This is a genomic window from Rubrivivax soli (genome assembly GCF_049810355.1).
Taxonomy (GTDB): domain Bacteria; phylum Pseudomonadota; class Gammaproteobacteria; order Burkholderiales; family Burkholderiaceae_C; genus Rubrivivax.
This window is the reverse complement of the sequence record NZ_CP187368.1, coordinates 1,063,806-1,085,419: the sequence shown is the minus strand read 5'-3', so window position 1 is coordinate 1,085,419 and position 21,614 is coordinate 1,063,806. Positions and strand designations below refer to the sequence as shown.

Genomic DNA, 21,614 nt, shown 5'->3' with positions numbered 1-21,614 from the left:
AACTGGGGCCGCTTTCCGCCGCTGTTCCGTGCACCGGCGCGTGGCCGCTGGAGTTCCAATCGGGGTGATATGTCGATCCAGGTCACCTCTGACAACGCGACTGCGGCGCCACAGCCGAAGGCCGTCCGCATGTTCGGCCGCTACCAACTGCTGCGTCTGCTCGGCAAGAGTGCGCGCACGATGGCCTGGCTGGTGGTGCAGGCCGAAGGCGGCTCCGGCCGGCCCGGCGCCGAGTACTTCATCGTCCTGCCCCGCGTGCAGCCCGTGGGCACGGCCGCCATGGAGCGCTGGGCGCAGGCCGTGCACCGTGCCGCCCGCCTGAGCCACCCGGCGCTGGCACCCGCGGTCGAGATCGGCGTGCAGGACGGCTGGCCCTACGCGGCCTACGACGCACACGGCCTGGCGCCGCTGGCCGACCGCCTGTCGGGCAAGGGCATGGCGGCCGTCGATGCCGCCACGCGGATCATGCAGGCCGCCGAAGGCCTGGCGTTCGCGCACGAGGGGGGCGTCGGGCACCACGACCTGCAGCCCTACCTGCTGCTGCTGGACGACGACGGCCGCGTGCGCCTGGCGGGCCTGGAAGTGGCCAGCGAGGCACCGGTCGACCAGGCCGGCATCGAGCCCGGCGCGCTGCGCGCGCAGCGCGACGCGGCCCAGCGCGACGTGCTGGCGCTGGGCCTCCTGCTGCACCAGGTGCTGGTCGGCACGCCGGCGCTCGACGAGCCCGACACCGGCCAGGTCATCGACCGCCTGCCGCCTGCGGGCCGCGAGATCGTGCGCCTTCCCTGGACGCTGCCGCAGCCGCTGCCCGAGCCCCTGCGCGCCATCGCCAACCGCGCCACCGACCGCCAGGAGCGCCAGCGCTACCGCAACGCACGCACGCTGGCCCGCGCGCTGGAAGGCTGGCTGCAGATCGAGGCCGGCGGCGCCAGCGGACCGCTGGCGCTGCTGCAGGACAAGCTGCGGGCCGCCGGCGTGCTGCCGTCGCAGCCCGGCGCTGCGCAGCAGGCGGCGCGGCTGGCGCGGATGGAGACGCAGCACACCAGCGCGCTGGCCGACGTGGTGCTCAACGACCTGGCGCTGGCGTTCGAACTGCTGCGCGCGGTGAACACCGCGCAGGTGCGCGGCGGGCAGGTGTCGGGCAACGGCCCGGTGCTGACCGTGCGCCGCGCGATCGCGATGCTGGGCCTGGAAGGCGTGCGCCGCGCGGCCCTGGCGCTGCGGCCCTGGCCCGGCCCGCTGAACGAGGCGGGTGCCGCCACGCTGGACCAGCTCGTCACGCGCATCAAGCGCGCCGGCCGCGTGGCGCTGGCGCTGCGGCCCGCCGGCTACGACGGCGAGGTGGTCTATCTCGTCACGTTGCTGCAGAACCTGGGTCGCCTGGTGGTGCAGTACCACTTCGCCGACGAGGCCGCGCAGATCCGCCGCCTGATGCAGCCGGCACCCAGCCCTCGGGCCGGCGAACCCGACGAGCCCGGCATGACGGAAGAGGGCGCGGCATTCGCCGTGCTCGGCGCCGACATCGAGTCCATCGGCGCCGCGGTGGCGCGGCACTGGGGCCTGGACGACAGCGTGCTGCACATGATCCGCCGGCTGCCGGTCGCCGTGCCGGTGCGCCACGGCGACAGCGACGACGACCTGATCCGGCTCAGCGGCAGCGCCGCCAACGAGGCTGTCGACTGCATGGCGCTGCCCGCGCCGGCGGTGCCGGCGGCGCTGCAGCGGGTCGTGAACCGCTACGGCCGCGTGCTCGGCTTCACGCTGAAGGACCTGCAGGCGGCGCTGCAGGCGCCCGCGCAGGGCAGCATCTCGGCCGCCACGGCGCCGCCGCCCACCGATGGCAGCCCGGCCGCGCCCGACACCGCCCGGCGCGCCGAACCGCTGCCGCCCGGCGGCCTGCGGGCGGCCGCCGCGGCACGGGCGGCCCGATGAACGCCGCCGGCGCCGCCCAGCGCCTGGGCCGCTTCGAGCTCAAGCGCGTGCTGGGCCGCGGCGCGCAGGCCACCGTCTGGCTGGCGCACGACCCGCGGCTGGACCGCGACGTCGCGCTGAAGAGTCTGAACCCGTCGACCGATGCGCAGTCCGTGAGCCAGTGGCTGCACGAGGCGCGCGCGGTCAGCCGCCTGACGCATCCGCACATCGTGCCGGTGTTCGAGGCCGACCAGCAGGGCACGCAGGCCTGGCTGGTGTTCGAGTACGTGCCCGGACCGACGCTGGCCGAAGCCATGCGCCAGCGCGGCGCCTGGCCCGCCCGCGATGCGGTGACGCTGATGCTGGGCGTGCTGTCGGCGCTGGCCGCGGCGCAGGCACAGGGCATCGTGCACCGCGACCTGAAGCCGTCGAACCTGCTGATGGGCAGCGACGGCCGCGCCCGCGTGATGGACTTCGGCATCGCCGCACGGCTGGCTGGCGGCAGCCCCGGGGTGTCGCGCACCGACCCGATCGGCATCGTCGGCACGCCGGGCTACCTGTCGCCCGAAGCCGCCCGTGCGGCCGCGCCGACGCCCGCGATGGACGTGTTCTCCGCCGGCGTGGTGCTGGCGGAACTGCTGTGCGGCCGCCGCCTGCTGCGCGAGCCCGACCCGATGCGCGCCCTGCAGCGGGTGCAGCACGAGCCGATGCTGCTGCCCGGCGACGTGGTGGTGGACGACAAGCTGCGCGCCATCGTGCAGCGCGCGCTGGAGCGCGAGCCGGCCCAGCGCTACCCGAGCGCGCAGGCCATGCACGACGCGCTGGTGGCCTGGGCGCAGCCCGAGGCCGCCGACGACGCCGCGGCCGGCCACGGCACGCTCGACTTCCTGCTGCGCCGCATGCGCAACAAGGGCGACTTCCCGGCGCTTTCGGATTCGGTCGGCCGCATCCAGAAGGTGGCCACCTCCGAGACCGAGAACCTCGCCAGCCTGTCGGCCGAGATCCTGAAGGACGTGGCACTCACCAACAAGCTGCTGCGCATGGTCAACACCGCGCACTTCAGCCAGTCGGGTGGCGCCGTGAGCACGGTCTCGCGGGCGGTGGCGCTGGTGGGCTTTGCCGGCATCCGCAACATGGCGTTGTCGCTGGTGCTGATGGAGCACATGCGCGACAAGGCCCACGCCCAGCTGCTGCGCGAGGAATTCCTGCGCGCGCTGATGGCCGGCACGCTGGCCGACGAACTGACGCCGAACGCACGCGACGGCGAAGAAGCCTTCCTGGGCTCGATGTTCCAGAACCTCGGCCGCCTGCTCACCGAGTACTACTTTCCCGAGGAGGCGCTGCAGATCCGCCAGCAGCTGCCGGCCCACGAGGGCAGCGCCGCGCAGCGCGAGAAGGTGTCGGCGCAGGTGCTGGGCATCGGCTTCGAGGAGCTGGGTGTGGCCATTGCCAAGAGCTGGGGCCTGCCCGAGACGCTGCAGCGCTCGATGCGCGCGCCCGGCGGCGACGCGCCGTCGCGCGCGGTGGACAAGGGCGTGGAACGCCAGCGCTGGGCCGGCCGCGCCGGCAACGAGATCGTCGACGCGCTGCTGGCCCACGAGGGCGAGACCCTGCGGCGCAAGCTGGCGGAGATCGGCGAGCGCTTCGCCGCCGTGCTCGGCCTGCCGGCGCGCGACATCGCCGCCGCCGTCGACGCCGCGCGTCCGCGCCTGGCGCAGCTGACCCAGGCCATGGGCCTGCAGATGGCGCCGGGCAGCCAGGCCCGCAGGCTGCTGGTGAACGAACGCGGGGCCGACCCGGTGATGGACTCGCTCGCCGGCCACCAGCTGCAGCCGACGCTGGTGCTCGACGCCGCGCAGGCGTCGCAGCCTGGTGCGGCAGCCGCCGCTGGTCCGCCGATGGCCGAGCTGCTCGCCGCCGGCATCCAGGACATCACCAACAGCATGGTGGCCGACAACTTCAAGCTCAACGAAGTGCTGCGCATGGTGCTGGAGACCATGTACCGCGCGCTCGGCTTCCGCCGCATCGTCTTCTGCCTGCGCGACCCCAAGACCGAGACCCTGACCGGACGCTTCGGCCTGGGGGACGCCGCCGGCCCCGTCAGCAAGGTCTTCAGGGTGCCGCTCAAGCCCCAGGGCCTGCCCGACCTGTTCACCGCGGTCTGCGCCAAGGGCGTGGACACGCTGATCGCCGACACGTCCAGCGCCAACATCGCCAGCCGCCTGCCGGCCTGGTACCGCGAGGGGGTGAACGCGCCGTCGTTCCTGCTGCTGCCGATGGCGATGAAGAGCGCGCCGTTCGCGCTGATCTACGCCGACAAGGCGGTGCCTGGCTCGCTGGTGCTGGGCGAGAAGGAACTGTCGCTGTTGCGCACTCTGCGCAACCAGGCCGTGATGGCCTTCCGGCAGAGCGGCGCCGGCACCTGAGGCCCGGCATCCGCCGTCGACGACGACTTCGGTCGTCGAAGGTGACGAGCCTTACCCCCGGCACTGGTTGCAACGCTAAGGGCTGCTTGGTTCCCCACCTGACCCGGTTGGGCGCGCTTCCATGCGGGGAGGCCCGTCAGCGGCGCATTCTACCGGAGGTGCAGGGCGTCGGCTCCGAAGCGGACGCCGAGCGGCTCGATCAGCAACTGCTTCTCGCCCGCTTCCACGCGCCCGGCCACCAGGGCCTCGACGCCCTGCGCGCGGGCGATGGCCACGGTGCGCTCGGCGTCGGCCGCCGCCACGAAGAGCGCGAATCCCGCACCCATGTTCAGCGTGCCGTAGGCTTCTTCGTTGCCTTGGCCGGCCTGGGCCTGGATGAACTGCAGCACCGGCGGCACGGCCGGCACGGCGTCGATGCGGTAGGTCAGCGCCTTCGGGTGGCGCAGCAGCTTGCGCCAGCCGTGGCCGGTGATGTTGGCGGCGTAGTGCACGCCGATGCCGGCCGCCCACAGCGCCTCGGTCACAGGGGAATACAGCATGGTCGGCGCCAGCAGCGCCTCGCCGTAGCGCAGGCCGGGAGCGACTTCGGTCAGGTAGCCCTGCGGCAGGCGTTCCACCAGCTTGCGCGCGAGGCTCAGGCCGTTGGCGTGGATGCCGCTGCTGGCCAGCAGCACGATGGCGTCGCCCGGTGCCAGCGCGTCGCCCAGCGACAGCCGCTGCTTGGGGCTGACGATGCCGGTGCACGACGCCGCCAGGTCGATGCGCCCGGCCTCGACGATGCCGGCCAGCGCCGGCGTCTCGCCGCCGCCCCAGGCCACCTTGCAGGTGTCGCATGCCGCCTTCCAGCCGGCCACCAGCGCCTGCGCGCGGTCGTTGTCGGCAAACCAGTCGCTGCCGCCCGCGGCCCAGTAGGCCTGCACCACCAGTGGCGTCGCGCCCACCGTGATGAGGTCGTTGATCGCCATCGCGATGGTGTCCTGCGCGATGCCGGCGTAGTGGCTGCGGCCCGTGAGGCGCTGCATCTCGTCGGCCACCAGGGCCTTGCTGCCGAGGCACTCGACGATGCTGGCCAGGTAGAAGGGACCGACGTCGAGCACGTAGGCCGACTCGCCGCGCGACGCCGCCACCTCGCTGAACCCGTGGCTGCCGAGGTGCGTGGCGGTGGCGGCGGCGGCGCGCTGCGCGGCCACCTTCAGCGGGTCGATCAGGTCGTAGACCACGCCGGCCTGTTCGTAGCTGAGCGGGGTGGCGGCAGATGGGGCGGGCGAAGGGGCGGCGGGTGCTTGCATGGGCGCGGATTATCCCCTGGGCCCACTCCGTAGAATCCGTCGCCATGAGCTATGTCGTTCTCGCACGCAAGTACCGGCCGAAGAGCTTCGACCAGATGGTCGGCCAGGAACACGTGGTGCGGGCCCTGACGAATGCGCTGGAACAGAACCGCCTGCACCATGCGTACCTCTTCACCGGCACGCGCGGCATCGGCAAGACCACCGTCAGCCGCATCCTCGCCAAGAGCCTGAACTGCACCGGTGCCGACGGGCAGGGCGGCGTCACCGCCCACCCTTGCGGCGTCTGCCAGGCCTGCACCGAGATCGACGCCGACCGCTACATCGACTACATCGAGCTCGACGCGGCCAGCAACCGCAGCATCGACGAGATCCGCGACCTGATCGAGCGCGCGGCCTACAAGCCGGGCGTGGGCCGCTTCAAGGTCTTCATGATCGACGAGGCCCACCAGCTCACGAAGGACGCCTTCAACGCGCTGCTGAAGACGCTGGAGGAGCCGCCCGACTACCTGAAGTTCGTGCTGGCCACCACCGACCCGGAGAAGATGCTGCCCACGGTGCTCAGCCGCTGCCTGCAGTTCAACCTGCGGCCCATGGCCCCCGAGACCGTGCAGGCCTACCTGGCGCAGGTGCTGCCTGCCGAGGGCGTGGGCTTCGACGAGGGCTCGCTGCGCCTGGTGTCGCGGGCTGCACGGGGTTCGATGCGCGACGCGCTGTCCCTCACCGACCAGGCCATCGCCTACGGCGGCGGTCGGCTCGACGAGGCCGTGGTGCGCGCGATGCTCGGCAGCGTCGACCGCAGCCATGCGCGCACGCTGGTGGATGCGCTCGCGCGCCGCGACGGCGCCGCCGTGCTCGCTGCGGTGGACGCGCTGCGCGGCCTGGGCCTGTCGGCCAGCGGCACGCTGGAGGAGATGGCCACGCTGCTGCAGCAGATGGCCGTGGAGCAGGCCGTGCCCGGCGCGCTGGACCCGCACGACGCCGACGCTGCCGATGCCGTGCGCCTGGCGGCGGTGCTGCCGCCCGACGAGACGCAGCTGCTCTACAGCATCGTGCTGCATGGCCGGGGCGAGCTGGCACTGATGAGCGACGAGTACGGTGCGCTGACGATGGTGCTGCTGCGCCTGCTGGCCTTCCCGCCGGCCGGCGGTGCGCCGCGCCCGGCGCCCGCACCGCGTGCCGCGCCGCTGCGCGCGCCCGCGCCCGCTGCCGCGACGCTGGCGGTGCCGCTGCCGACGGCACCGCCCGCTGCGCCGCGCGCAGCGATGCAGCCTGCGCCCGCGCCGGAGCCGGTTCCGGCGCCTGCGCCGGTTCCCGTTCCTGCGCCAGCCGCCGTGCGCGCTGCCGAACCGGAGCCGCCCGCAGCCATCGTTGCAGTCGCCGCCGTGGCGCCGCCGTCCGCAGCGCCCACAGCGCCCACAGCGCTCGGCGACCGCTGGCAGGCGCTGGTGCAGCGCCTGGCCGCGCAGGGCAGCATCGTGGCACTGGTGCGCGAGCTGGCCTGGCAGGCCGGGCTGACCGCGGTGGACGACACCGCCACGCCGCAGCGCTGGTGCCTGCTGGTCGAGCGCGAGACGCTGCGCTCGCCGGCGCTGCGCGACAAGCTCGCCGCCGCGATGTCGGCCGAACTCGGGGCCGCCGTCGACCTGCAGATCGAGGCCGGCAGCGCCGACGACACGCCGGCCAAGCGCGATGCCGTCGAGCGCACGCGGCGCCAGGCCGCGGCCGAGCAGCTGATCCGCAGCGACCCCGTGGTGCTGGCGCTGATGGACCAGTTCAAGACGGCCCGCATCGTGCCGGGGTCGATCAAGCCGGTCTGAACCGGGCCACCCCGGGGCAGCACCGATAATCTCCCGCTGAAGGCGCCGCAGGCTGCGCCGCGAAAGGACACACCATGATGAAGGGGCAACTCGCCGGCCTGATGAAGCAGGCCCAGGCGATGCAGGACAACATGAAGCGCGCCCAGGACGAGCTGGCGCAGATGGAAGTCGAAGGCCAGTCGGGCGCAGGCCTGGTGAAGGTGGTGATGACGTGCAAGCACGACGTGCGCCGCATCACCATCGACCCCAGCCTGCTCGCCGACGACAAGGACATGCTCGAGGACCTGGTCGCCGCTGCCTTCAACGACGGCGTGCGCCGGGCCGACGAGGTCAGCGCCGAGAAGATGGGCAAGCTCACCGCCGGCATGCCGATGCCGCCGGGCATGAAGTTCCCGTTCTGAACGCATGGCCGAGCCCGCCCTCGAGGGCTTGATCGACGCCCTGCGCCGCCTGCCCGGCGTGGGCGTGAAGTCGGCGCAGCGGCTGGCCTTCCACCTGCTGCAGCACGACCGCGACGGTGCGCGCCGGCTGGCCCGCGCACTCGACGAGGCGGTGGAGCACATGCACCACTGCGCGCGCTGCCACACCTTCACCGGGCTGCCCGTGTGCGGCACCTGCAGCGACCCGGCGCGCGACGCACGGCTGCTGTGCGTGGTGGAGACCCCTGCCGACCAGGCGGCGCTGGAACGCAGCGGCAGCTTCAAGGGCCTGTACTTCGTGCTAATGGGCCGCATCAGTCCGCTCGACGGCGTGGGCGCCAGCCAGATCGGCGCAGCCGAACTGCTGGAGCGCGCCACCGATGGCGTGGTCGAGGAAGTCATTCTGGCCACCAGCTTCACCGCCGAGGGCGAGGTGACGGCGCACGCGCTGTCGCAGGCGTTGCGCGCACGCGGCCTGCGCGTGACCCGGCTGGCGCGCGGCGTGCCCGCCGGCAGCGAGCTGGAATACGTGGACCTCGGCACCATCGCCCACGCGCTGGTGGACCGGCGCTGAGCAGGCGGGGCCGGGCCGCCCGGGCGCGACGAATCAGCCGGCCTGCAGCCCAGCCGCGGCGGCGTCGATCGCCGCCCGCAGCGACGCGTAGTCGCGGTGCACCGGGAATTGCGGGAACTGCGCCACGATGCTCTCGGGCGGGTGGATGAAGAAGCCCGCGTCGGCGGCGCCCAGCATGCCGGTGTCGTTGTAGCTGTCGCCCGCGGCGATGACCCGGTAGTTCAGCGCCTTCAGCGCGTTCACGGCGTGGAATTTCTGGTTCGGCTGGCGCAGGTGGTAGGCCGCAACGAAGCCCTCGGCGTCGGTCTCCAGCCGGTGGCAGAACAGCGTGGGGCGGCCCAGTTGCTGCATCAGCGGGTCGGCGAACTCGTAGAAGGTGTCCGACAGGATGATCACCTGGTAGCGGCTGCGCAGGCCGTCGAGGAACGCGCGGGCGCCGTCCATCGGCGCCATGCCGGCGATCACGGCCTGGATGTCGGCCAGCTTCAGCCCGTGGCGGCGCAGCAGGTCGAGACGGAAGCGCATGAGCCGGTCGTAGTCGGGCTCGTCGCGCGTGGTGCGGCGGAAGTCGGCAATGCCGGTGCGTTCCGAGAAGGCGATCCAGATCTCGGGGACCAGCACGCCTTCGAGGTCGAGGCAGACGATGTGCATGGCGGCGATTGTCGCCCAGCCCACCGGCGCGGCAGCCCGGCGGCCGGCTCAGGTCCGGTCGCCGGGTGCCGATAACGACGAGAACCCCGCGCGTGTGTGCGCCTGCGCGGGCACGCCACTCCATTCCCCCGCCGCGATGCCCGACGACGACAAGCTTTCCCTGACCGGTTCGGCCCTGCTGCAGACGCTGTCGCAGAAGCTGGCCCAGCGCCAGCGCAAGGCGCCGGAACTGTTCCGCGTGGTCGAGATCGTGCGCGACAGCCGCGGCCGCCTGTCGCCCCAGGGGCAGATCTGGCACAGCGACCTGGACCACGTGCGCCGTTTCGGCCGCGCGGTGGCCGCGAACTCGGTGTCGCAGGGCGTGCTGATCGCCGACACGCAAGGTGGCGTGGTCGAGAAGATTCCGGTGCAGCCGCTGGGTGGTGCCGCCTCGGGCTGGGGCGACGGCTGGCGCGCGATGCCGCTGCCGCCGGCGCCGCCGCGTCAGAAGCCGCGCGTGCCGCCGCGGTCGCTGGTGGAAAAGGCGCGCGCCGTGGCGGCCGATGCCCCGGCGCTGCCCCCGCCCGCAGACGTGCCGACCCTGTCGCCGGCGCCGGTGCCTGCAGGCCGCCGACATCCCGGTGGTGGCCCAGCCGGCGTTCGACCCCGAATCGACCGCCACGCTGCCGCCGGCACCGCCGCCCGGCTCCTTCGCCGCGGCCGAGGACCTCGGCGCCGACAGCCCGCTGATCGGCGACGACGGCGGCACGCTGTCGCTGCCCTAGCGGCTTACTCCGAACTGCCCAGCGTCGCCGCCACCTTGCGCTGGCGGCCGTCGCGCCACACCGTGAGCGTCACGCGGTCGCCGGGCTGGCGCCGCTCCAGGTTGGCCAGCATGTCGTCGAGGTCGGTCACCGGCTCGTCGTTGACGGCCGTGATCACGTCGCCGGCCACCACGTCGCCGTTGCGGCCGCGTCGGAAGGGCTGCAGGCCGGCGCGCGCGGCCGGCCCGTCGGCGCTGACGCCCACCAGCGCCACGCCCTTGGGCAGTCCCAGCGCACGGTGCAGATTGGCCGGACCGGCAGTCACGCCGAGGGCCGGGCGCACGAAGCGGCCGTCGCGGATCAGCCGCGGCACGATGCGGTTGACCTCGTCCACCGGAATCGCGAAGCCGATGCCGGCGCTGGCGCCGCTCGGGCTGGCGATCTGCGTGTTGACGCCGATCAGCCGCCCGGCCGAGTCGAGCAGCGGGCCGCCCGAGTTGCCGGGGTTGATGGCCGCATCGGTCTGGATCACGCCGCGGATGGTGCGGCTGTTGAACGACTCGATCTCGCGGTTGAGCGCACTGACGATGCCGGTGGTGAGCGTCTGGTCCAGGCCGAACGGGTTGCCGATGGCGTAGACCCGCTGGCCGACGATGAGGTCGCGGCTGGTGCCGATGGCGATCGGCGGCAGCTTCGCGCGCGGCACCTGGATGCGCAGCACGGCCAGGTCGCGGTCGGGGAAGGCGCCGACGAGCTCGGCGTCGTGCGTGCTCTGGTCGGCCATCGTCACGCGCGCGGCGCTGCCGCCCTGGATGACGTGGTAGTTCGTGACGATGTGGCCCTGGTCGTCCCAGACGAAGCCGGTGCCGGTGCCGCGCGGCACCTGCTGCACGTTGAGCGAGAAGAAGTCGCGCTGCGCCGCCAGCGTGGTGATGTGCACCACCGAGGGCGAGGTGCGGCGGAACAGCTCGATGTGCGCCTGCTCGTCGGCGGCCAGCGCACCGCGCGGCGCCACGGCGCGCGGCGCGGCGTCGGTGCGGGCGTGCAGCAGCGGGGGCACCGCCAGCGCGGCGGCGAGCAACAGGAGCAGGCGTCGGTGGTGCATGGCGGGTGGCGCGGTGCGCGCATCGTGCGGCCGGAGCCGGATCCGCCCAGGTGGGTGCGGCTGCCTATTTCTCAAGCCGCCGCCAGCATCGCCTGCGTGAAGCGCCGGTCGATCAGCCGTGCCACGGTGGCCGGTGCGCTGAAGATCGGCACGTGGCCGAGCCCGTCGAGCAACCGCAGTTCGGCATCGGGCAGCCCCGCGGCCAGGCGGCGGGCCTCGTCCGCCGGAACGATGGCGTCGGCGGTGCCGTGCACCACCAGCACCGGCAGGCGCACCTGCGCCAGCCGCTCCTGCACCTGCAGCGCGCCGCGGCACTGCAGCAGCTCGATGGCATGCGGCAGCGATGCGCGGCGCAGGATCTGCAGGCCCCAGCGCTGCAGGTCGGCGCTGCCCGGCTCGGGCAGGCAGGCCTGCGCGAAGCCGCGCAGCGCCGCGTCGTGGTTGGCGCGCAGCGCGGCGATGAATCCGTCCTGCGCACCAGGGTCCGGTCGCGTCCAGCTGGCGCCCACCAGCACCAGGCCGGCGAAGCGCTGCGGCTGGCGCAGCGCGGCTTCCAGCACCACGCCCGCGCCCGACGACTCGGCAGCGACGATGCAGCGGCCCACCTGCTGCGCGTCGGCCACCGCGAACAGGTCGTCGACCATGGCGTCGATGCTGATCGGCCCGCTGTGCGTGCTGGCGCCGGTGCCGCGGTGGTCGAGGCTGACGCAGCGCCAGTGCGGCAGGTGGCCGAACAGGTCGTGCCAGACCTCGCCGCTGCCGACCCAGCCGCCGAGCGCCAGCAGGGTCAGCGGGCCCTGGCCGAAGCTCAGGGAGAACAGGCGGGCATCGGGACGGTGGACGAACATGGCGGCGCTCCGGGTTGGGGGAGCCCGATTGCAGGCCGGCGCCGCCGCCCGCGCCACGGGACGGCTGTCCCGAACGCCGGGCAGATCAGTAGCGCAGGTCCCGCGTGCGCGCCACCGCCTGCGGGCGGCCTTCGACCCCGAGCTTGGCGTACAGCAGCGACAGCGTGTTGCGCACCGTCTTCTCCGCCAGGCCCAGTCGGGCGGCGATCTGCAGGTTGTCCAGCCCCTCGGCCACCAGGGCGGCCAGCGCCTGCTCGCGTGGCGTCAGCGTCGGTCGCGCCGGTGCCGCGCTGACGAAGCCGGTGACGAGCGCGCAGAAGCGCTCGAACGCCGGCTCGCCGGCCAGCGGGTAGTGGTTGCGCGAGGGCAGCGTCTCGAAGCGCGCGCCGGGGATGGCGGCGGCCAGTTCGCGGCCCAGTTCCACCGGCACGACCGTGTCGCCGGCGCTGTGCAGCACCAGCGTCGGCACCTGCACCTGGGGCGCCAGCGCGCGCACGTCCAGCGCCGCCCGCGCGCGCAGGATGGCCGCGGCGCGCCGGCCGTCGCAGCTGAGCCGCTGCTGCTCGTTCAGCGCCGCGGCCTCGGCCAGGCTGGCATCGGGCACGAAACGGGTGGTGAAGAACTGCTGCACCGCGGGGTCGGCCCGGCCCCAGCCGAGCTCGACCAGGCGCGTGGTGGTCTCGTGGAAGGCCAGCTGGTCGGCCGATGCCCCACGGTGCAGCAGCCCGTGCGTGTAGCCGCCCACCAGCACCAGGTGCGACACCTGCTCCGGGTGGCGCGCCGCGTAGGCGATGGCCGGTGCCGCAGCCCCCGAGATGCCCAGCAGTGCCACGCGCGGACTGCCGCACGCGGCGGCCACGAGGGCCACTTCCTCGACCGCGGCCTCCAGGCCGAGCGGCGTGTCGTCGGGGCCGGACAGGCCGCAGCCGCGTTCGTCGTAGCGCACGAGGTCGAGGTCGCGGCCCAGGCGTTGCAGCCAGGGCTGCCACAGCGCCGACTGCAGGTCCATCTCGACATGCGTCATCCAGTGCGCCACCCGCAGCAGCGTCGGCGCGTGGGCGCGGCCGCTGCGCGCCCACGCGATGCGCGCGCCCGAGGCCAGGCGGGCGAATCGCAGTTCGTGCCGCAGCGGTGGCAGCGGTCGCGGCGGTGGCACGGCAGCCGTCATGGCGCCACTGTACGCCGCCGGCCCGGCGGCCTCACGCCACCACGTAGGCCGCGGCGGAGGTGGCGATCAGCGTGCCTTCGTCGTTCAGCAGCCGCATCTGCGTGCTGCCGACGCGCCCGCCCAGCCGCGTGACCTCACCGTGGCCGACGAAGTGCCGGCCGAGCCCCGGGCGCAGGAAGTCCACGCGCAGGTCGATCGTGCCCATCTTGGCGAAGCGCTGCAGCACCTGCTGCGCGGTGTCGGCCGGGTGGCGCTCGGCGATGGCCACCATCAGGGCCAGGCCGCCGACGGCGTCGAGCACCGACGAGACCACGCCGCCGTGCAGGCGGCCGTAGAGGTAGTGGCCCACCAGGTCGGGCCGCATGTCCAGGCGCAGCCGCACGTCGCCGGGCACCAGCGCCTCGACGCGCACGCCCAGCAGCGCGTTGAACGCGATGCGCTGGTCGAACAGTTCGACCAGGGTCGCGTGCAGCCGCGCCTGCTCGGCCGCGTCGCGGTGCGGTGCGGCGGGTGCCGTCATGCCGCGGCGCGCAGGCCCAGGCGGGCGCGTGCTTCGGCCGGGCTGGCAACCTCGCGGCCGGCGTTGCGGGCGCAGCGGGCCAGCGCCTCGATCAGCACGCCGTTGCCGGTGGCGCGTTCGCCGCCGGGCAGGTAGAAGGTGTCTTCCAACCCCGTGCGCAGCATGCCGCCCAGGTCGGCGGTCTTCTGGTGCACGGGCCAGATCTCGGCACGGCCGATCAGCGTGGTCTGCCACACCGCGCCGGCAGGCGCGTACCGCGGCAGCAGCGCCAGCAGGTCGGCGTCGCAGGGCATGCCGCTGGCCACGCCCATCACGAAGTTCAGCTCGGGCACGCCGCTGAACAGGCCGGCCTTCAGGTACATGCCCACGCTGCGCACGATGCCGACGTCGAAGCACTCGAACTCGGGGTGGATGTGCAGTTCGTTCATCACCGCGAGGAACTGCTCGATCTTGGCCACCGGGTTGTCGAACACCATCGGCGGCCAGGCCCAGTCGCCGTTGTCCTTGATCTTCAGGTAGTTCAGGCTGCCGGCATTGCAGGCCGCGGCCTCGGGCTGCACGCGCCGCAGGCAGGCCAGCGGGCCGCTGATGTCCTTGCCCACCACGCCGGTCGTCAGGTTGATGACGACACCGGGGCAGGCGTCGCGGATGGCGCCGACCACTGCCTCGGCGACGTCGGGGTCCCAGCTCGGCATGTGGCCGTAGCCCGGCTCCTGGCTGCGCAGGTGCACGTGCATGATGCTGGCGCCGGCGTTGAAGGCGTCGCGCGCCTCGGCGGCCATCTGCTGCGGCGTCACCGGCACCGGGTGCTGCTGCGGGTTGGTGAGCACGCCGGTCAGCGCGCAGGTGAGGATGGCCTTGTCGGCGTTGCTCATTCGGACCTCATTCGGACAGCTCCAGTTCCACCAGCACGGCGCCCGCGGCCACGGGGGCCTTGACGGCGGTGTGCACGGCCCGCACGGTGCCGGCGGCGCCGGCGTGCAGCCACATCTCCATCTTCATCGCTTCCACGCACAGCAGCGGCTGGCCTGCGGCCACCACGTCGCCCGGCGCCACCAGCACCTGCGCCACCACGCCAGCCACCGGCGCGCGCGCGCGGCGCGGGTCGGCGCCGGTGTCGCGCACGGGGTAGGGCGAGGCCTCGCCGAACGTGAAGCTGCCGCCGTCGAGCGCCAGGTGCAGCAGCGCACCGTCGCGCGCCACGCGGGCGCGGCGCACGACGCCGTCGATGACGCAGCGCAGCGCACCGCCGTGTTCGGACAGCAGCTGCACGCCGTCGGGCGGTGCACGCAGCGTGCGTGTCGTGCCGTCGCAGACCAGCGTCAGGTCCTGTGACGCGACGCTCGCCGGCCGCGCCGCCGTGGCCGGCGCCAGCAGGGCGGCGGCCAGCTGCCAGGCGGCTTCCGGCGGGGCGGGGCGCTGCAGCAGCGGTTCGCCCGCGGCGGCCCACGCGTCGAGCCGCGTCGTCGTCATCGTGCTGGCCGTGAACTGCGGGTGCTGCAGCAGGTCGCGCAGGAAGCGGCCGTTGTTGCGCAGGCCCAGCAGCGGCACCTCGTCCAGCGCGCGCGTGAGCCGGTGCACGGCGTCGGCACGGTCGTGGCCGTGGGCGATGAACTTGGCCACCATCGCGTCGTAGTACGGGGTCACCGCACCACCTTCGGCGATGCCGTGGTCGATGCGCAGGTCGCTGGCCTCGGGCCGCCAGCCGGCGATGCGGCCGGTCTGCGGCGTCCAGCCGTCGTAGGGGTCTTCGGCGTACAGCCGCGCCTGGATGGCGTGGCCCGTGAAGCGGATGGCGTCCTGCGCCAGCGGCAGCGGCTGCCCCTCGGCCACGCGCAGCTGCCACTCCACGAGGTCCAGCCCGGTGATGCACTCGGTGACGGTGTGCTCCACCTGCAGCCGCGTGTTCATCTCCAGGAAGAAGTGCCGCCCCTGGGCGTCGACGATGAACTCCACCGTGCCGGCGCCGCGGTAGCCGACCGCCAGCGCCGCGGCCACGGCGTCGCGGCCCATCGTGGACCGCATCGCGGCATCGACGATCGGCGAGGGCGCCTCCTCGATCACCTTCTGCCGCCGCCGCTGCGCGGTGCAATCGCGCTCGCCCAGGTGCACGGCGTTGCCGTGGGCGTCGGCGAAGACCTGGATCTCGATGTGCCGCCCGTCGTCGATCAGCCGCTCCAGCATCAGCGTGCCGTCGCCGAAGGCGCTCTCGGCCTCGCGGCGCGCGCCGGCCAGCGCCGCGGGCAGCTCGGCCAGGTCGCGCACCAGCCGCATGCCGCGGCCACCACCGCCGGCCACGGCCTTCACCAGCAGCGGCAGGCCCAGGCGCTCGGCCTCGGCGGCCAGTCGGGTGTCGCTTTGGTCTTCGCCGAGGTAGCCCGGCGCGCAGGGCACGCCGGCGGCCAGCATGCGGCGCTTGGCACCGGCCTTGTCGCCCATCGCGCGGATGGCCTCGGGCGGCGGGCCGATGAAGACCAGGCCGGCATCGGCGCAGGCCTGCGCGAATTCGGCGCGCTCGGACAGGAAGCCGTAGCCCGGGTGCACGGCGTCGGCGCCGGTGGCACGCGCCGCGGCCAGCAGCGCGTCGACGTTCAGGTACGACGCCGCTGCCGGCGCGGCGCCGATGTGCACCGCCTCGTCGGCCTGCAGCACGTGCGGCGCGCCGGCGTCCGCGTCGCTGTAGACCGCCACCGTGCGGTAGCCCAGCCGGTGCGCGGTGCGGGCCACGCGGCAGGCGATCTCGCCGCGGTTGGCGATGAGGATCTTGCGGAAGCTCACGCGCCGGCCCCCGGCACCCAGCCTGCCTTGCGCTTGGCCAGGAAGGCGGTCGTGCCTTCGATGCCCTCGGGCCCGAGCACGGCGCGCGAGAACACCTCGGCCGCCTCCTGCACCATCGACGCGGCGCTGTGGAAGCGCGCCTTGGCGATCAACGCCTTGCTCGCGGCCACCGCGCCGGGCGCGCATTGCAGGATGTCGTGCAGCACCGCGGCCAGCGCGTTGTCCAGCGCGCCCGAGGCATGCACGGCGTGCACCAGGCGCAGCTGCAGCGCGGCGTCGGCGTCGAGCTTGCCACCGGTGACGGCCAGCCGGCGCGCTTCGGCGTAGCCCAGGCGTTCCACCAGGAAGGGTGCGATCTGCGCCGGCACCACGCCCAGGCTGGTTTCGGGCAGGCGGAACACCGCGCTGGTGCCGGCCAGCGCCACGTCGGCCACGCAGGCCAGGCCGAAGCCGCCGCCCATCACGGTGCCTTCCAGCACCGCCACGGTTGCGAGACCCGTGCCGGCATAGGCCACGCACAGCTCGCCAAAGGCCGCGCTGACCTTCGCGATGGCCTGCGGGTCGGCGTCGAGCTGCGCGCGGGCCGCGGCCATGTCCTTCAGGTCGCCGCCGGCGCAGAAGTGGCCGCCGGCGCCGCGCAGCACCAGCACGCGCGTGCGGCCGTCGGCCTCGGCGGCGGCCAGCGCCTGGCGCAGGTCCAGCACCATCGCCAGCGACATCGCGTTGCGCACCTCGGGCCGCTGCAGCGTGACGTGCAGCACCGGGCCGTCGTGGCGCAAGGCCAGGGTCTGCGGCGCGGCGCTCATTTCGCCTTGCCCGGCAGCGTGCCTTCGAGCTTGCAGATGATGCCCAGCATCACCTCGTCGGCACCGCCGCCGATGCTGATGAGGCGGCTGTCGCGGTAGGCCTGGCTGATCGGGTTGTCGGCCGTGAAGCCCATGCCGCCCCAGTACTGCAGGCAGGCGTCGGTGACCTCGCGGCTGAGCCGCCCGCACTTCAGCTTGGCCATGCTGGCGAGCTTGGTGACGTCCTTGCCGCTGACGTACATCTCCACCGCGCGGTAGGTCAGCGCGCGCAGCGCCTCGACCTCGGTGCGCAGCTCGGCCAGGCGGTAGTGCACGACCTGGTTGTCGAGGATGCTCTTGCCGAAGGCCTGGCGCTGGCGCGTGTACTCGATGGTCTGGTCGATCAGGCGGTCCAGGCTGCGCAGCGAGCCAGCGGCGCCCCACAGGCGCTCTTCCTGGAACTGCAGCATCTGGAACGTGAAGCCCAGCCCTTCCTGGCCGATCAGGTTCCTCTTCGGCACGCGCACGTTGTCGAAGAACAGCTGCGCGGTGTCGCTGCTGTGCATGCCGATCTTGTGGATCTTCTGCCGCGTGATGCCGGGTGCGTCCATCGGCACGACGATCAGGCTCTTGTTCTTGTGCGCCGGGCCGTCGCTGGTGTTGGCGAGCAGGCAGCACCAGTCGGCCTGCATGCCGTTGGTGATCCACATCTTGGTGCCGTTGATGACGTAGTCGCCGCCGTCGCTGCGCGCCGTGGTCTTCACCGCCGCCACGTCGCTGCCGCCGCCGGGCTCGCTGACGCCCAGGCAGGCCACCACGTCGCCGGCGATCGTGGGCGTGAGCCATTCGCGGCGCAGCTCGTCGCTGCCGAAGCGCGCCAGCGCCGGCGTGGCCATGTCGGTGTGCACGCCGATGGCCATCGGCACGCCGCCGCAGTTGCACTGGCCCAGCGCCTCGGCCATCACCATGCTGTAGCTGAAGTCGAGCGCCGCGCCGCCGTATTCCTCGGGGTACTTCAGCCCCAGCAGGCCCAGGTTGCCGAGCTTCTTGAAGACCTCGTGCGCCGGGAACTGGCCCGCCTTCTCCCATTCGGGCACGAAAGGGTTGAGCTCCTTGTCGCAGAACTTGACGACCGTGTCCTCGATCTGGCGGTGTTCGGCGGTGAATTTCAAGCGTGTCTCCTGGTGGTGTTCAGAGTCGGGCGATGCCGAAGGTGTTGGGGCGCAGCGTGCGTGCAGCGGCCTCGGCCGCGAGGTCCAGGCACAGGCCGAGGATGCGGCGCGTGTCGCGCGGGTCGACGATGCCGTCGTCCCACAGCCTTGCCGTGCCGAACAGCGCCGTGCTCTCGGCGTCCAGCCGCAGGCGCAGCGCGTCGCTCATCGCGGCCAGGGCCTCGTCGTTGGCCGGCAGGCCCATGCGTTCGAGCTTGTTGCGGTTCAGGATGTCCATCACCTGGGCCGCCTGCGCGCCGCCCATCACCGCGGTGCGGGCGCTGGGCCAGGCGAAGATGAAGCGCGGGTCGAAGCCGCGGCCGCACATGCCGTAGTTGCCGGCGCCGAAGCTGCCGCCCAGCACCACGGTGAACTTCGGCACCCGGGCGTTGGCCACCGCCTGGATCATCTTGCTGCCGTGCTTGATGGCGCCGGCCTGCTCGGCCGCGGTGCCCACCATGTAGCCGGTGGTGTTCTGCAGGAAGACCAGCGGCACGCCGGCCTGGTCGCAGAGCTGGATGAACTGCGCTGCCTTCGTGCTGCCGGTGGGCTGGATCGGGCCGTTGTTGCCGATCAGGCCCACCGCATGCCCGTGCAGACGCGCGTGGCCGCACACGGTGTCGGGTGCGTAGCCGGCCTTGAACTCCAGGAAGTCCGACGCGTCGACCAGGCGCGCGACGACCTCGCGCACGTCATAGGGCGCGCGGTCGTCGGCCGGCACCACGCCCAGCAGTTCTTCCGCCGGAAACAGCGGCTCGGGTGCGGCGGGGCGTGCGGGCACGGTGTCCCAGGGCAGCTTGTCGACCAGCTCGCGCGCCAGCGCGATGGCGTGCGCGTCGTTCTCGCTCAGGTATTCGCCCAGGCCGGTGACCTCGGCGTGCATCTGCGCGCCGCCCAGTGCCTCGTCGCTGGCGTCTTCGCCGATGGCGGCCTTCACCAGCGGTGGGCCGGCCAGGTAGATGCTGCTGCGTCCGCGCACCAGCACCACGTAGTCGCTCAGCCCCGGCAGGTAGGCGCCGCCCGCGGTGGACGAGCCGTGCACCACGGCGATCTGCGGAATGCCCGCGGCCGACAGCCGCGCCTGGTTGGCGAAAGTGCGGCCGCCGTCGACGAAGATCTCGGCCTGGTACATCAGGTTGGCGCCGCCGCTTTCCACCAGGGCGATCAGCGGCAGCTTGTTCTGTGCCGCCAGCTCCTGCGCGCGCAGCGCCTTCTTCAGGCCCATCGGCGCCACCGTGCCGCCCTTGACGGCGCTGTCGCTGGCCGACACCAGCACGCGCTTGCCGGCCACCACGCCGATGCCGACGATGCTGCCGCCGCCGAGCACGCTCTTCTTGCCGTCGTCGTCGTGCATGCCCAGGCCAGCCAGCGGACTGAGCTCCAGGAAGGGGCTGCCGCGGTCGAGCAGCCGCGCCACGCGTTCGCGCGGCAACAGCTGGCCGCGTTCCTCGAACTTCTGGCGCTTGCTGGCCGATTCGGCCACCACCCGGGCTTCGAGCGCGCGCACCTCCTGCAGCCGCTGCTGCATCCGCTGCACGTTGGCGGCAAAGGCCGCCGAGCCCGGGTTCAGCAGCGTGCCGAGCGCCGGCATTACTTCAGCACCTCGGGGGTGACGGCACGGTGGAAGCCGTCGAAGGGCTGCGACTTCGCTTCGCTGCCCAGCGGGAAGATGGCGCTGCCCAGCGAGGCCGCACCGTCGATCTGCAGCGTGACGCCGGTGATGAAGGCCGCGGCCGGCGAGAGCAGGAACACGATGGCGGCCGAGACCTCGGCCTCCACGCCCATGCGGCGCAGCGGCACGTGCTGCTTCAGCTTGGGGATCAGTGTCTTCATCGCGCCGCCGTAGGTGTCCATGCCGCTGCTGGCGATCCAGCCCGGCGCCACCGCGTTCACGCGCACGCCGGCGTGCGCCCACTCGAAGGCGGCGGTCATCGTGAGGTTGCTCATGCCGGCGCGCGCGGCGCCGCTGTGGCCCATGCCGGGCATGCCGTTGCGGAAGTCGGCCGTCATGTTGACCACCGCGCCGCCGTGCTGCTGCATGCACTGGGTGAACAGCTCGCGCATCATCAGGAAGCCGCCGGTGAGGTTGTTGGCCACCACGGCCTCGAAGCCGCGCTTGCTGATGGCCATCAGCGGCGCCGGGAACTGTCCGCCGGCGTTGTTGACGAGGCCGGCCACCGGGCCGTGCGCAGCCAGCACGGCGGCCACGCCGGCCTTCACGGCTTCTTCGTCGCGGATGTCGAAGGCCGTGGTGTGCACGCTGCCGCCGTCGGCGCGGATCTCCTCGGCCACGCGGTCGAGCTTGTCCTGCGAGCGGCCGCTGATCACGACGGTGGCGCCCAGCGCCGCCAGTTCGTGCGCGACGCAGCGGCCGATGCCGCTGCCACCGCCGGTGACCCAGTGCACCTGACCCTTGAGGAGGCCAGGACGGAAGACGCTGTGGTATCGATCCATGTGCCGCATTGGGCGACAGCATGACGTTAACGTCAACGGGATAACTTCTAGGTGAATACGCGCATCCATGCGGCACTGGGCGCCGCTACGATGCCGGCCAGTCCCCTGCCCATCCCCCTTCCCACCCCTCAGGAACACACCCATGGACATGCAAGCCTGCACCGAGACCCTGCGCGCCAAGGTCGGCGACGCCAGCGGCCTGAACGCGACGCTGAAGTTCGACTGCGGCGCCGACGGCGTCATCGTGCTCGACGGCAAGTCGGTGCCGAACAAGGTGCACAACGACAACATCGACACCGACTGCACGGTCGCGATCACGCACGAGAACCTGGTGGCGCTGCTGACCGGCGAGCTCGAGCCCGCCACCGGTTTCATGATGGGCAAGTTCAAGGTCAGCGGCGACATGAGCGTGGCCATGAAGCTGCAGCGCGTGGTGTGAGCACCGTCCAGCAGGCGCCTGCGCGCCAGCGCGCCAGCGCCCAGGAGGCGGTGGACGCCCACCGCAGCGACGACACCGGCGAGCTCTTCGGCATCACCGAGCTGTGCCGCGAGTTCGGCATCACGCTGCGCACGATCCGCTTCTACGAGGACAAGGGCCTGCTGAGCCCGCGCCGCATCAACGGCACGCGGGTCTACACGCGGCGCGACCGCGCGCGGCTGTCGCTGATCCTGCGCAGCAAGGCCATCGGCGCGCCGCTGGCCGAGATCAAGCGCTACCTCGACCTCTACGGCACGCACGGCGAAGGCCGCGTGCAGCAGCTGAAGTTCGTCGTCGACCGCACCGACGCGGCGATCGCCGAGCTGGAGCAGAAGCGCGCCCACATCGAGGCCAGCCTGGCCGAACTGCGCGTCATCAACGCCACCGCGCGCCGGCAACTGGAGACCAAGTAGTGCTGCCCAACTTCCCGTCTGCCT

Annotated in this window: 20 protein-coding genes and 1 other RNA gene; 8 read left to right on the top strand and 13 right to left on the bottom strand. The window is 72.9% G+C overall.

Annotation, left to right across the window (positions count from 1 at the left end):
- Positions 1-129: 129 nt before the first annotated feature.
- Positions 130-1,932, top strand: coding sequence for a serine/threonine protein kinase (locus tag ACPOLB_RS04770; RefSeq protein WP_425260163.1), 1,803 nt, complete (start codon positions 130-132; stop codon positions 1,930-1,932).
- Complete coding sequence (locus tag ACPOLB_RS04765) at positions 1,929-4,337, top strand: protein kinase domain-containing protein (protein WP_425260162.1); 2,409 nt, start codon at positions 1,929-1,931, stop codon at positions 4,335-4,337. Before ACPOLB_RS04770 ends, ACPOLB_RS04765 begins: the two co-directional genes overlap by 4 nt.
- Positions 4,338-4,377: 40 nt before the next feature.
- Here ACPOLB_RS04765 and ffs read toward each other — a convergent pair.
- Positions 4,378-4,475: signal recognition particle sRNA small type (ffs, locus tag ACPOLB_RS04760), an RNA gene on the bottom strand.
- 11 nt (positions 4,476-4,486) lie between these two features.
- The gene (locus ACPOLB_RS04755) at positions 4,487-5,626 is read right to left on the bottom strand and encodes an AIR synthase-related protein (protein WP_425260161.1); all 1,140 of its coding nucleotides are present in this window, start codon (positions 5,624-5,626) and stop codon (positions 4,487-4,489) included.
- 44 nt (positions 5,627-5,670) lie between these two features.
- On the opposite strand from ACPOLB_RS04755, the gene dnaX reads away from it, so the two are divergent.
- The 3 genes from dnaX (at position 5,671) to recR (ending at position 8,436) form a co-directional block, all read left to right on the top strand.
- Positions 5,671-7,443: a DNA polymerase III subunit gamma/tau gene (gene dnaX / locus ACPOLB_RS04750; RefSeq protein ID WP_425260160.1), complete on the top strand. Its 1,773-nt coding sequence runs from the start codon at positions 5,671-5,673 to the stop codon at positions 7,441-7,443.
- Between the two features lie 74 nt (positions 7,444-7,517).
- Positions 7,518-7,844 carry a YbaB/EbfC family nucleoid-associated protein gene (locus ACPOLB_RS04745; RefSeq protein WP_425260159.1) on the top strand — a complete coding sequence of 109 codons (327 nt, stop codon included), beginning with the start codon at positions 7,518-7,520 and terminating at the stop codon, positions 7,842-7,844.
- Between the two features lie 4 nt (positions 7,845-7,848).
- Positions 7,849-8,436: a recombination mediator RecR gene (recR, locus tag ACPOLB_RS04740; RefSeq protein ID WP_425260158.1), complete on the top strand. Its 588-nt coding sequence runs from the start codon at positions 7,849-7,851 to the stop codon at positions 8,434-8,436.
- Positions 8,437-8,469: 33 nt separating this feature from the next.
- On the opposite strand, the gene thrH is transcribed toward recR, so the two are convergent.
- Complete coding sequence (thrH, locus tag ACPOLB_RS04735) at positions 8,470-9,087, bottom strand: bifunctional phosphoserine phosphatase/homoserine phosphotransferase ThrH (protein WP_425260157.1); 618 nt, start codon at positions 9,085-9,087, stop codon at positions 8,470-8,472.
- 623 nt (positions 9,088-9,710) lie between these two features.
- On the opposite strand from thrH, the gene ACPOLB_RS04730 reads away from it, so the two are divergent.
- On the top strand, positions 9,711-9,851 hold the full coding sequence (locus ACPOLB_RS04730; RefSeq protein ID WP_425260156.1) for a hypothetical protein: 141 nt from the start codon (positions 9,711-9,713) through the stop codon (positions 9,849-9,851).
- Positions 9,852-9,855: 4 nt separating this feature from the next.
- On the opposite strand, the gene ACPOLB_RS04725 is transcribed toward ACPOLB_RS04730, so the two are convergent.
- The 10 genes from ACPOLB_RS04725 to ACPOLB_RS04680 all read right to left on the bottom strand — a co-directional run bounded on the left by ACPOLB_RS04725 (position 9,856) and on the right by ACPOLB_RS04680 (position 20,699).
- Positions 9,856-10,935 (bottom strand): S1C family serine protease, encoded by a 1,080-nt coding sequence (locus ACPOLB_RS04725; protein WP_425260155.1) that lies wholly within the window; start codon positions 10,933-10,935, stop codon positions 9,856-9,858.
- A gap of 71 nt (positions 10,936-11,006) precedes the next feature.
- Positions 11,007-11,783 carry an alpha/beta fold hydrolase gene (locus ACPOLB_RS04720; RefSeq protein ID WP_425260154.1) on the bottom strand — a complete coding sequence of 259 codons (777 nt, stop codon included), beginning with the start codon at positions 11,781-11,783 and terminating at the stop codon, positions 11,007-11,009.
- An 85-nt stretch (positions 11,784-11,868) separates the two neighbouring features.
- Positions 11,869-12,951: an alpha/beta fold hydrolase gene (locus ACPOLB_RS04715; protein WP_425260153.1), complete on the bottom strand. Its 1,083-nt coding sequence runs from the start codon at positions 12,949-12,951 to the stop codon at positions 11,869-11,871.
- A gap of 31 nt (positions 12,952-12,982) precedes the next feature.
- Entirely contained in the window at positions 12,983-13,471 is a 489-nt protein-coding gene (locus ACPOLB_RS04710; RefSeq protein ID WP_425260151.1) for a thioesterase family protein, read from the bottom strand.
- Positions 13,468-14,346 carry a 3-keto-5-aminohexanoate cleavage protein gene (locus tag ACPOLB_RS04705; protein WP_425260149.1) on the bottom strand — a complete coding sequence of 293 codons (879 nt, stop codon included), beginning with the start codon at positions 14,344-14,346 and terminating at the stop codon, positions 13,468-13,470. Before ACPOLB_RS04705 ends, ACPOLB_RS04710 begins: the two co-directional genes overlap by 4 nt.
- Positions 14,347-14,353: 7 nt before the next feature.
- On the bottom strand, positions 14,354-16,249 hold the full coding sequence (locus ACPOLB_RS04700) for an acetyl/propionyl/methylcrotonyl-CoA carboxylase subunit alpha (RefSeq protein ID WP_425260148.1): 1,896 nt from the start codon (positions 16,247-16,249) through the stop codon (positions 14,354-14,356).
- The gene (locus tag ACPOLB_RS04695; RefSeq protein ID WP_425260147.1) at positions 16,246-17,055 is read right to left on the bottom strand and encodes an enoyl-CoA hydratase/isomerase family protein; all 810 of its coding nucleotides are present in this window, start codon (positions 17,053-17,055) and stop codon (positions 16,246-16,248) included. The genes ACPOLB_RS04700 and ACPOLB_RS04695 overlap by 4 nt, the downstream gene beginning before the upstream one ends.
- Entirely contained in the window at positions 17,052-18,206 is a 1,155-nt protein-coding gene (locus tag ACPOLB_RS04690) for an acyl-CoA dehydrogenase family protein (protein WP_425260146.1), read from the bottom strand. The genes ACPOLB_RS04695 and ACPOLB_RS04690 overlap by 4 nt, the downstream gene beginning before the upstream one ends.
- A 19-nt stretch (positions 18,207-18,225) precedes the next feature.
- Complete coding sequence (locus tag ACPOLB_RS04685) at positions 18,226-19,836, bottom strand: acyl-CoA carboxylase subunit beta (RefSeq protein WP_425260145.1); 1,611 nt, start codon at positions 19,834-19,836, stop codon at positions 18,226-18,228.
- Positions 19,836-20,699, bottom strand: coding sequence for an SDR family oxidoreductase (locus ACPOLB_RS04680; protein ID WP_425260144.1), 864 nt, complete (start codon positions 20,697-20,699; stop codon positions 19,836-19,838). Before ACPOLB_RS04680 ends, ACPOLB_RS04685 begins: the two co-directional genes overlap by 1 nt.
- A 142-nt stretch (positions 20,700-20,841) precedes the next feature.
- Here ACPOLB_RS04680 and ACPOLB_RS04675 point away from each other — a divergent pair, with 142 nt between their 5' ends.
- Both ACPOLB_RS04675 and ACPOLB_RS04670 read left to right on the top strand, forming a co-directional pair.
- Positions 20,842-21,138, top strand: coding sequence for an SCP2 sterol-binding domain-containing protein (locus ACPOLB_RS04675; protein ID WP_425260143.1), 297 nt, complete (start codon positions 20,842-20,844; stop codon positions 21,136-21,138).
- Complete coding sequence (locus ACPOLB_RS04670; protein WP_425260142.1) at positions 21,135-21,590, top strand: MerR family transcriptional regulator; 456 nt, start codon at positions 21,135-21,137, stop codon at positions 21,588-21,590. Before ACPOLB_RS04675 ends, ACPOLB_RS04670 begins: the two co-directional genes overlap by 4 nt.
- Positions 21,591-21,614 lie beyond the last annotated feature (24 nt).

Bases quoted from the DNA above. Each gene is read 5' to 3' on its own strand.
- ACPOLB_RS04770 (WP_425260163.1), top strand. From the start codon at position 130: ATGTTCGGCCGCTACCAACTGCTGCGTCTGCTCGGCAAGAGTGCGCGC.
- ACPOLB_RS04765 (WP_425260162.1), top strand. From the start codon at position 1,929: ATGAACGCCGCCGGCGCCGCCCAGCGCCTGGGCCGCTTCGAGCTCAAG.
- ACPOLB_RS04755 (WP_425260161.1), bottom strand. From the start codon at position 5,626: ATGCAAGCACCCGCCGCCCCTTCGCCCGCCCCATCTGCCGCCACCCCG.
- dnaX (WP_425260160.1), top strand. From the start codon at position 5,671: ATGAGCTATGTCGTTCTCGCACGCAAGTACCGGCCGAAGAGCTTCGAC.
- ACPOLB_RS04745 (WP_425260159.1), top strand. From the start codon at position 7,518: ATGATGAAGGGGCAACTCGCCGGCCTGATGAAGCAGGCCCAGGCGATG.
- recR (WP_425260158.1), top strand. From the start codon at position 7,849: ATGGCCGAGCCCGCCCTCGAGGGCTTGATCGACGCCCTGCGCCGCCTG.
- thrH (WP_425260157.1), bottom strand. From the start codon at position 9,087: ATGCACATCGTCTGCCTCGACCTCGAAGGCGTGCTGGTCCCCGAGATC.
- ACPOLB_RS04725 (WP_425260155.1), bottom strand. From the start codon at position 10,935: ATGCACCACCGACGCCTGCTCCTGTTGCTCGCCGCCGCGCTGGCGGTG.
- ACPOLB_RS04720 (WP_425260154.1), bottom strand. From the start codon at position 11,783: ATGTTCGTCCACCGTCCCGATGCCCGCCTGTTCTCCCTGAGCTTCGGC.
- ACPOLB_RS04715 (WP_425260153.1), bottom strand. From the start codon at position 12,951: ATGACGGCTGCCGTGCCACCGCCGCGACCGCTGCCACCGCTGCGGCAC.
- ACPOLB_RS04710 (WP_425260151.1), bottom strand. From the start codon at position 13,471: ATGACGGCACCCGCCGCACCGCACCGCGACGCGGCCGAGCAGGCGCGG.
- ACPOLB_RS04705 (WP_425260149.1), bottom strand. From the start codon at position 14,346: ATGAGCAACGCCGACAAGGCCATCCTCACCTGCGCGCTGACCGGCGTG.
- ACPOLB_RS04695 (WP_425260147.1), bottom strand. From the start codon at position 17,055: ATGAGCGCCGCGCCGCAGACCCTGGCCTTGCGCCACGACGGCCCGGTG.
- ACPOLB_RS04685 (WP_425260145.1), bottom strand. From the start codon at position 19,836: ATGCCGGCGCTCGGCACGCTGCTGAACCCGGGCTCGGCGGCCTTTGCC.
- ACPOLB_RS04680 (WP_425260144.1), bottom strand. From the start codon at position 20,699: ATGGATCGATACCACAGCGTCTTCCGTCCTGGCCTCCTCAAGGGTCAG.
- ACPOLB_RS04675 (WP_425260143.1), top strand. From the start codon at position 20,842: ATGGACATGCAAGCCTGCACCGAGACCCTGCGCGCCAAGGTCGGCGAC.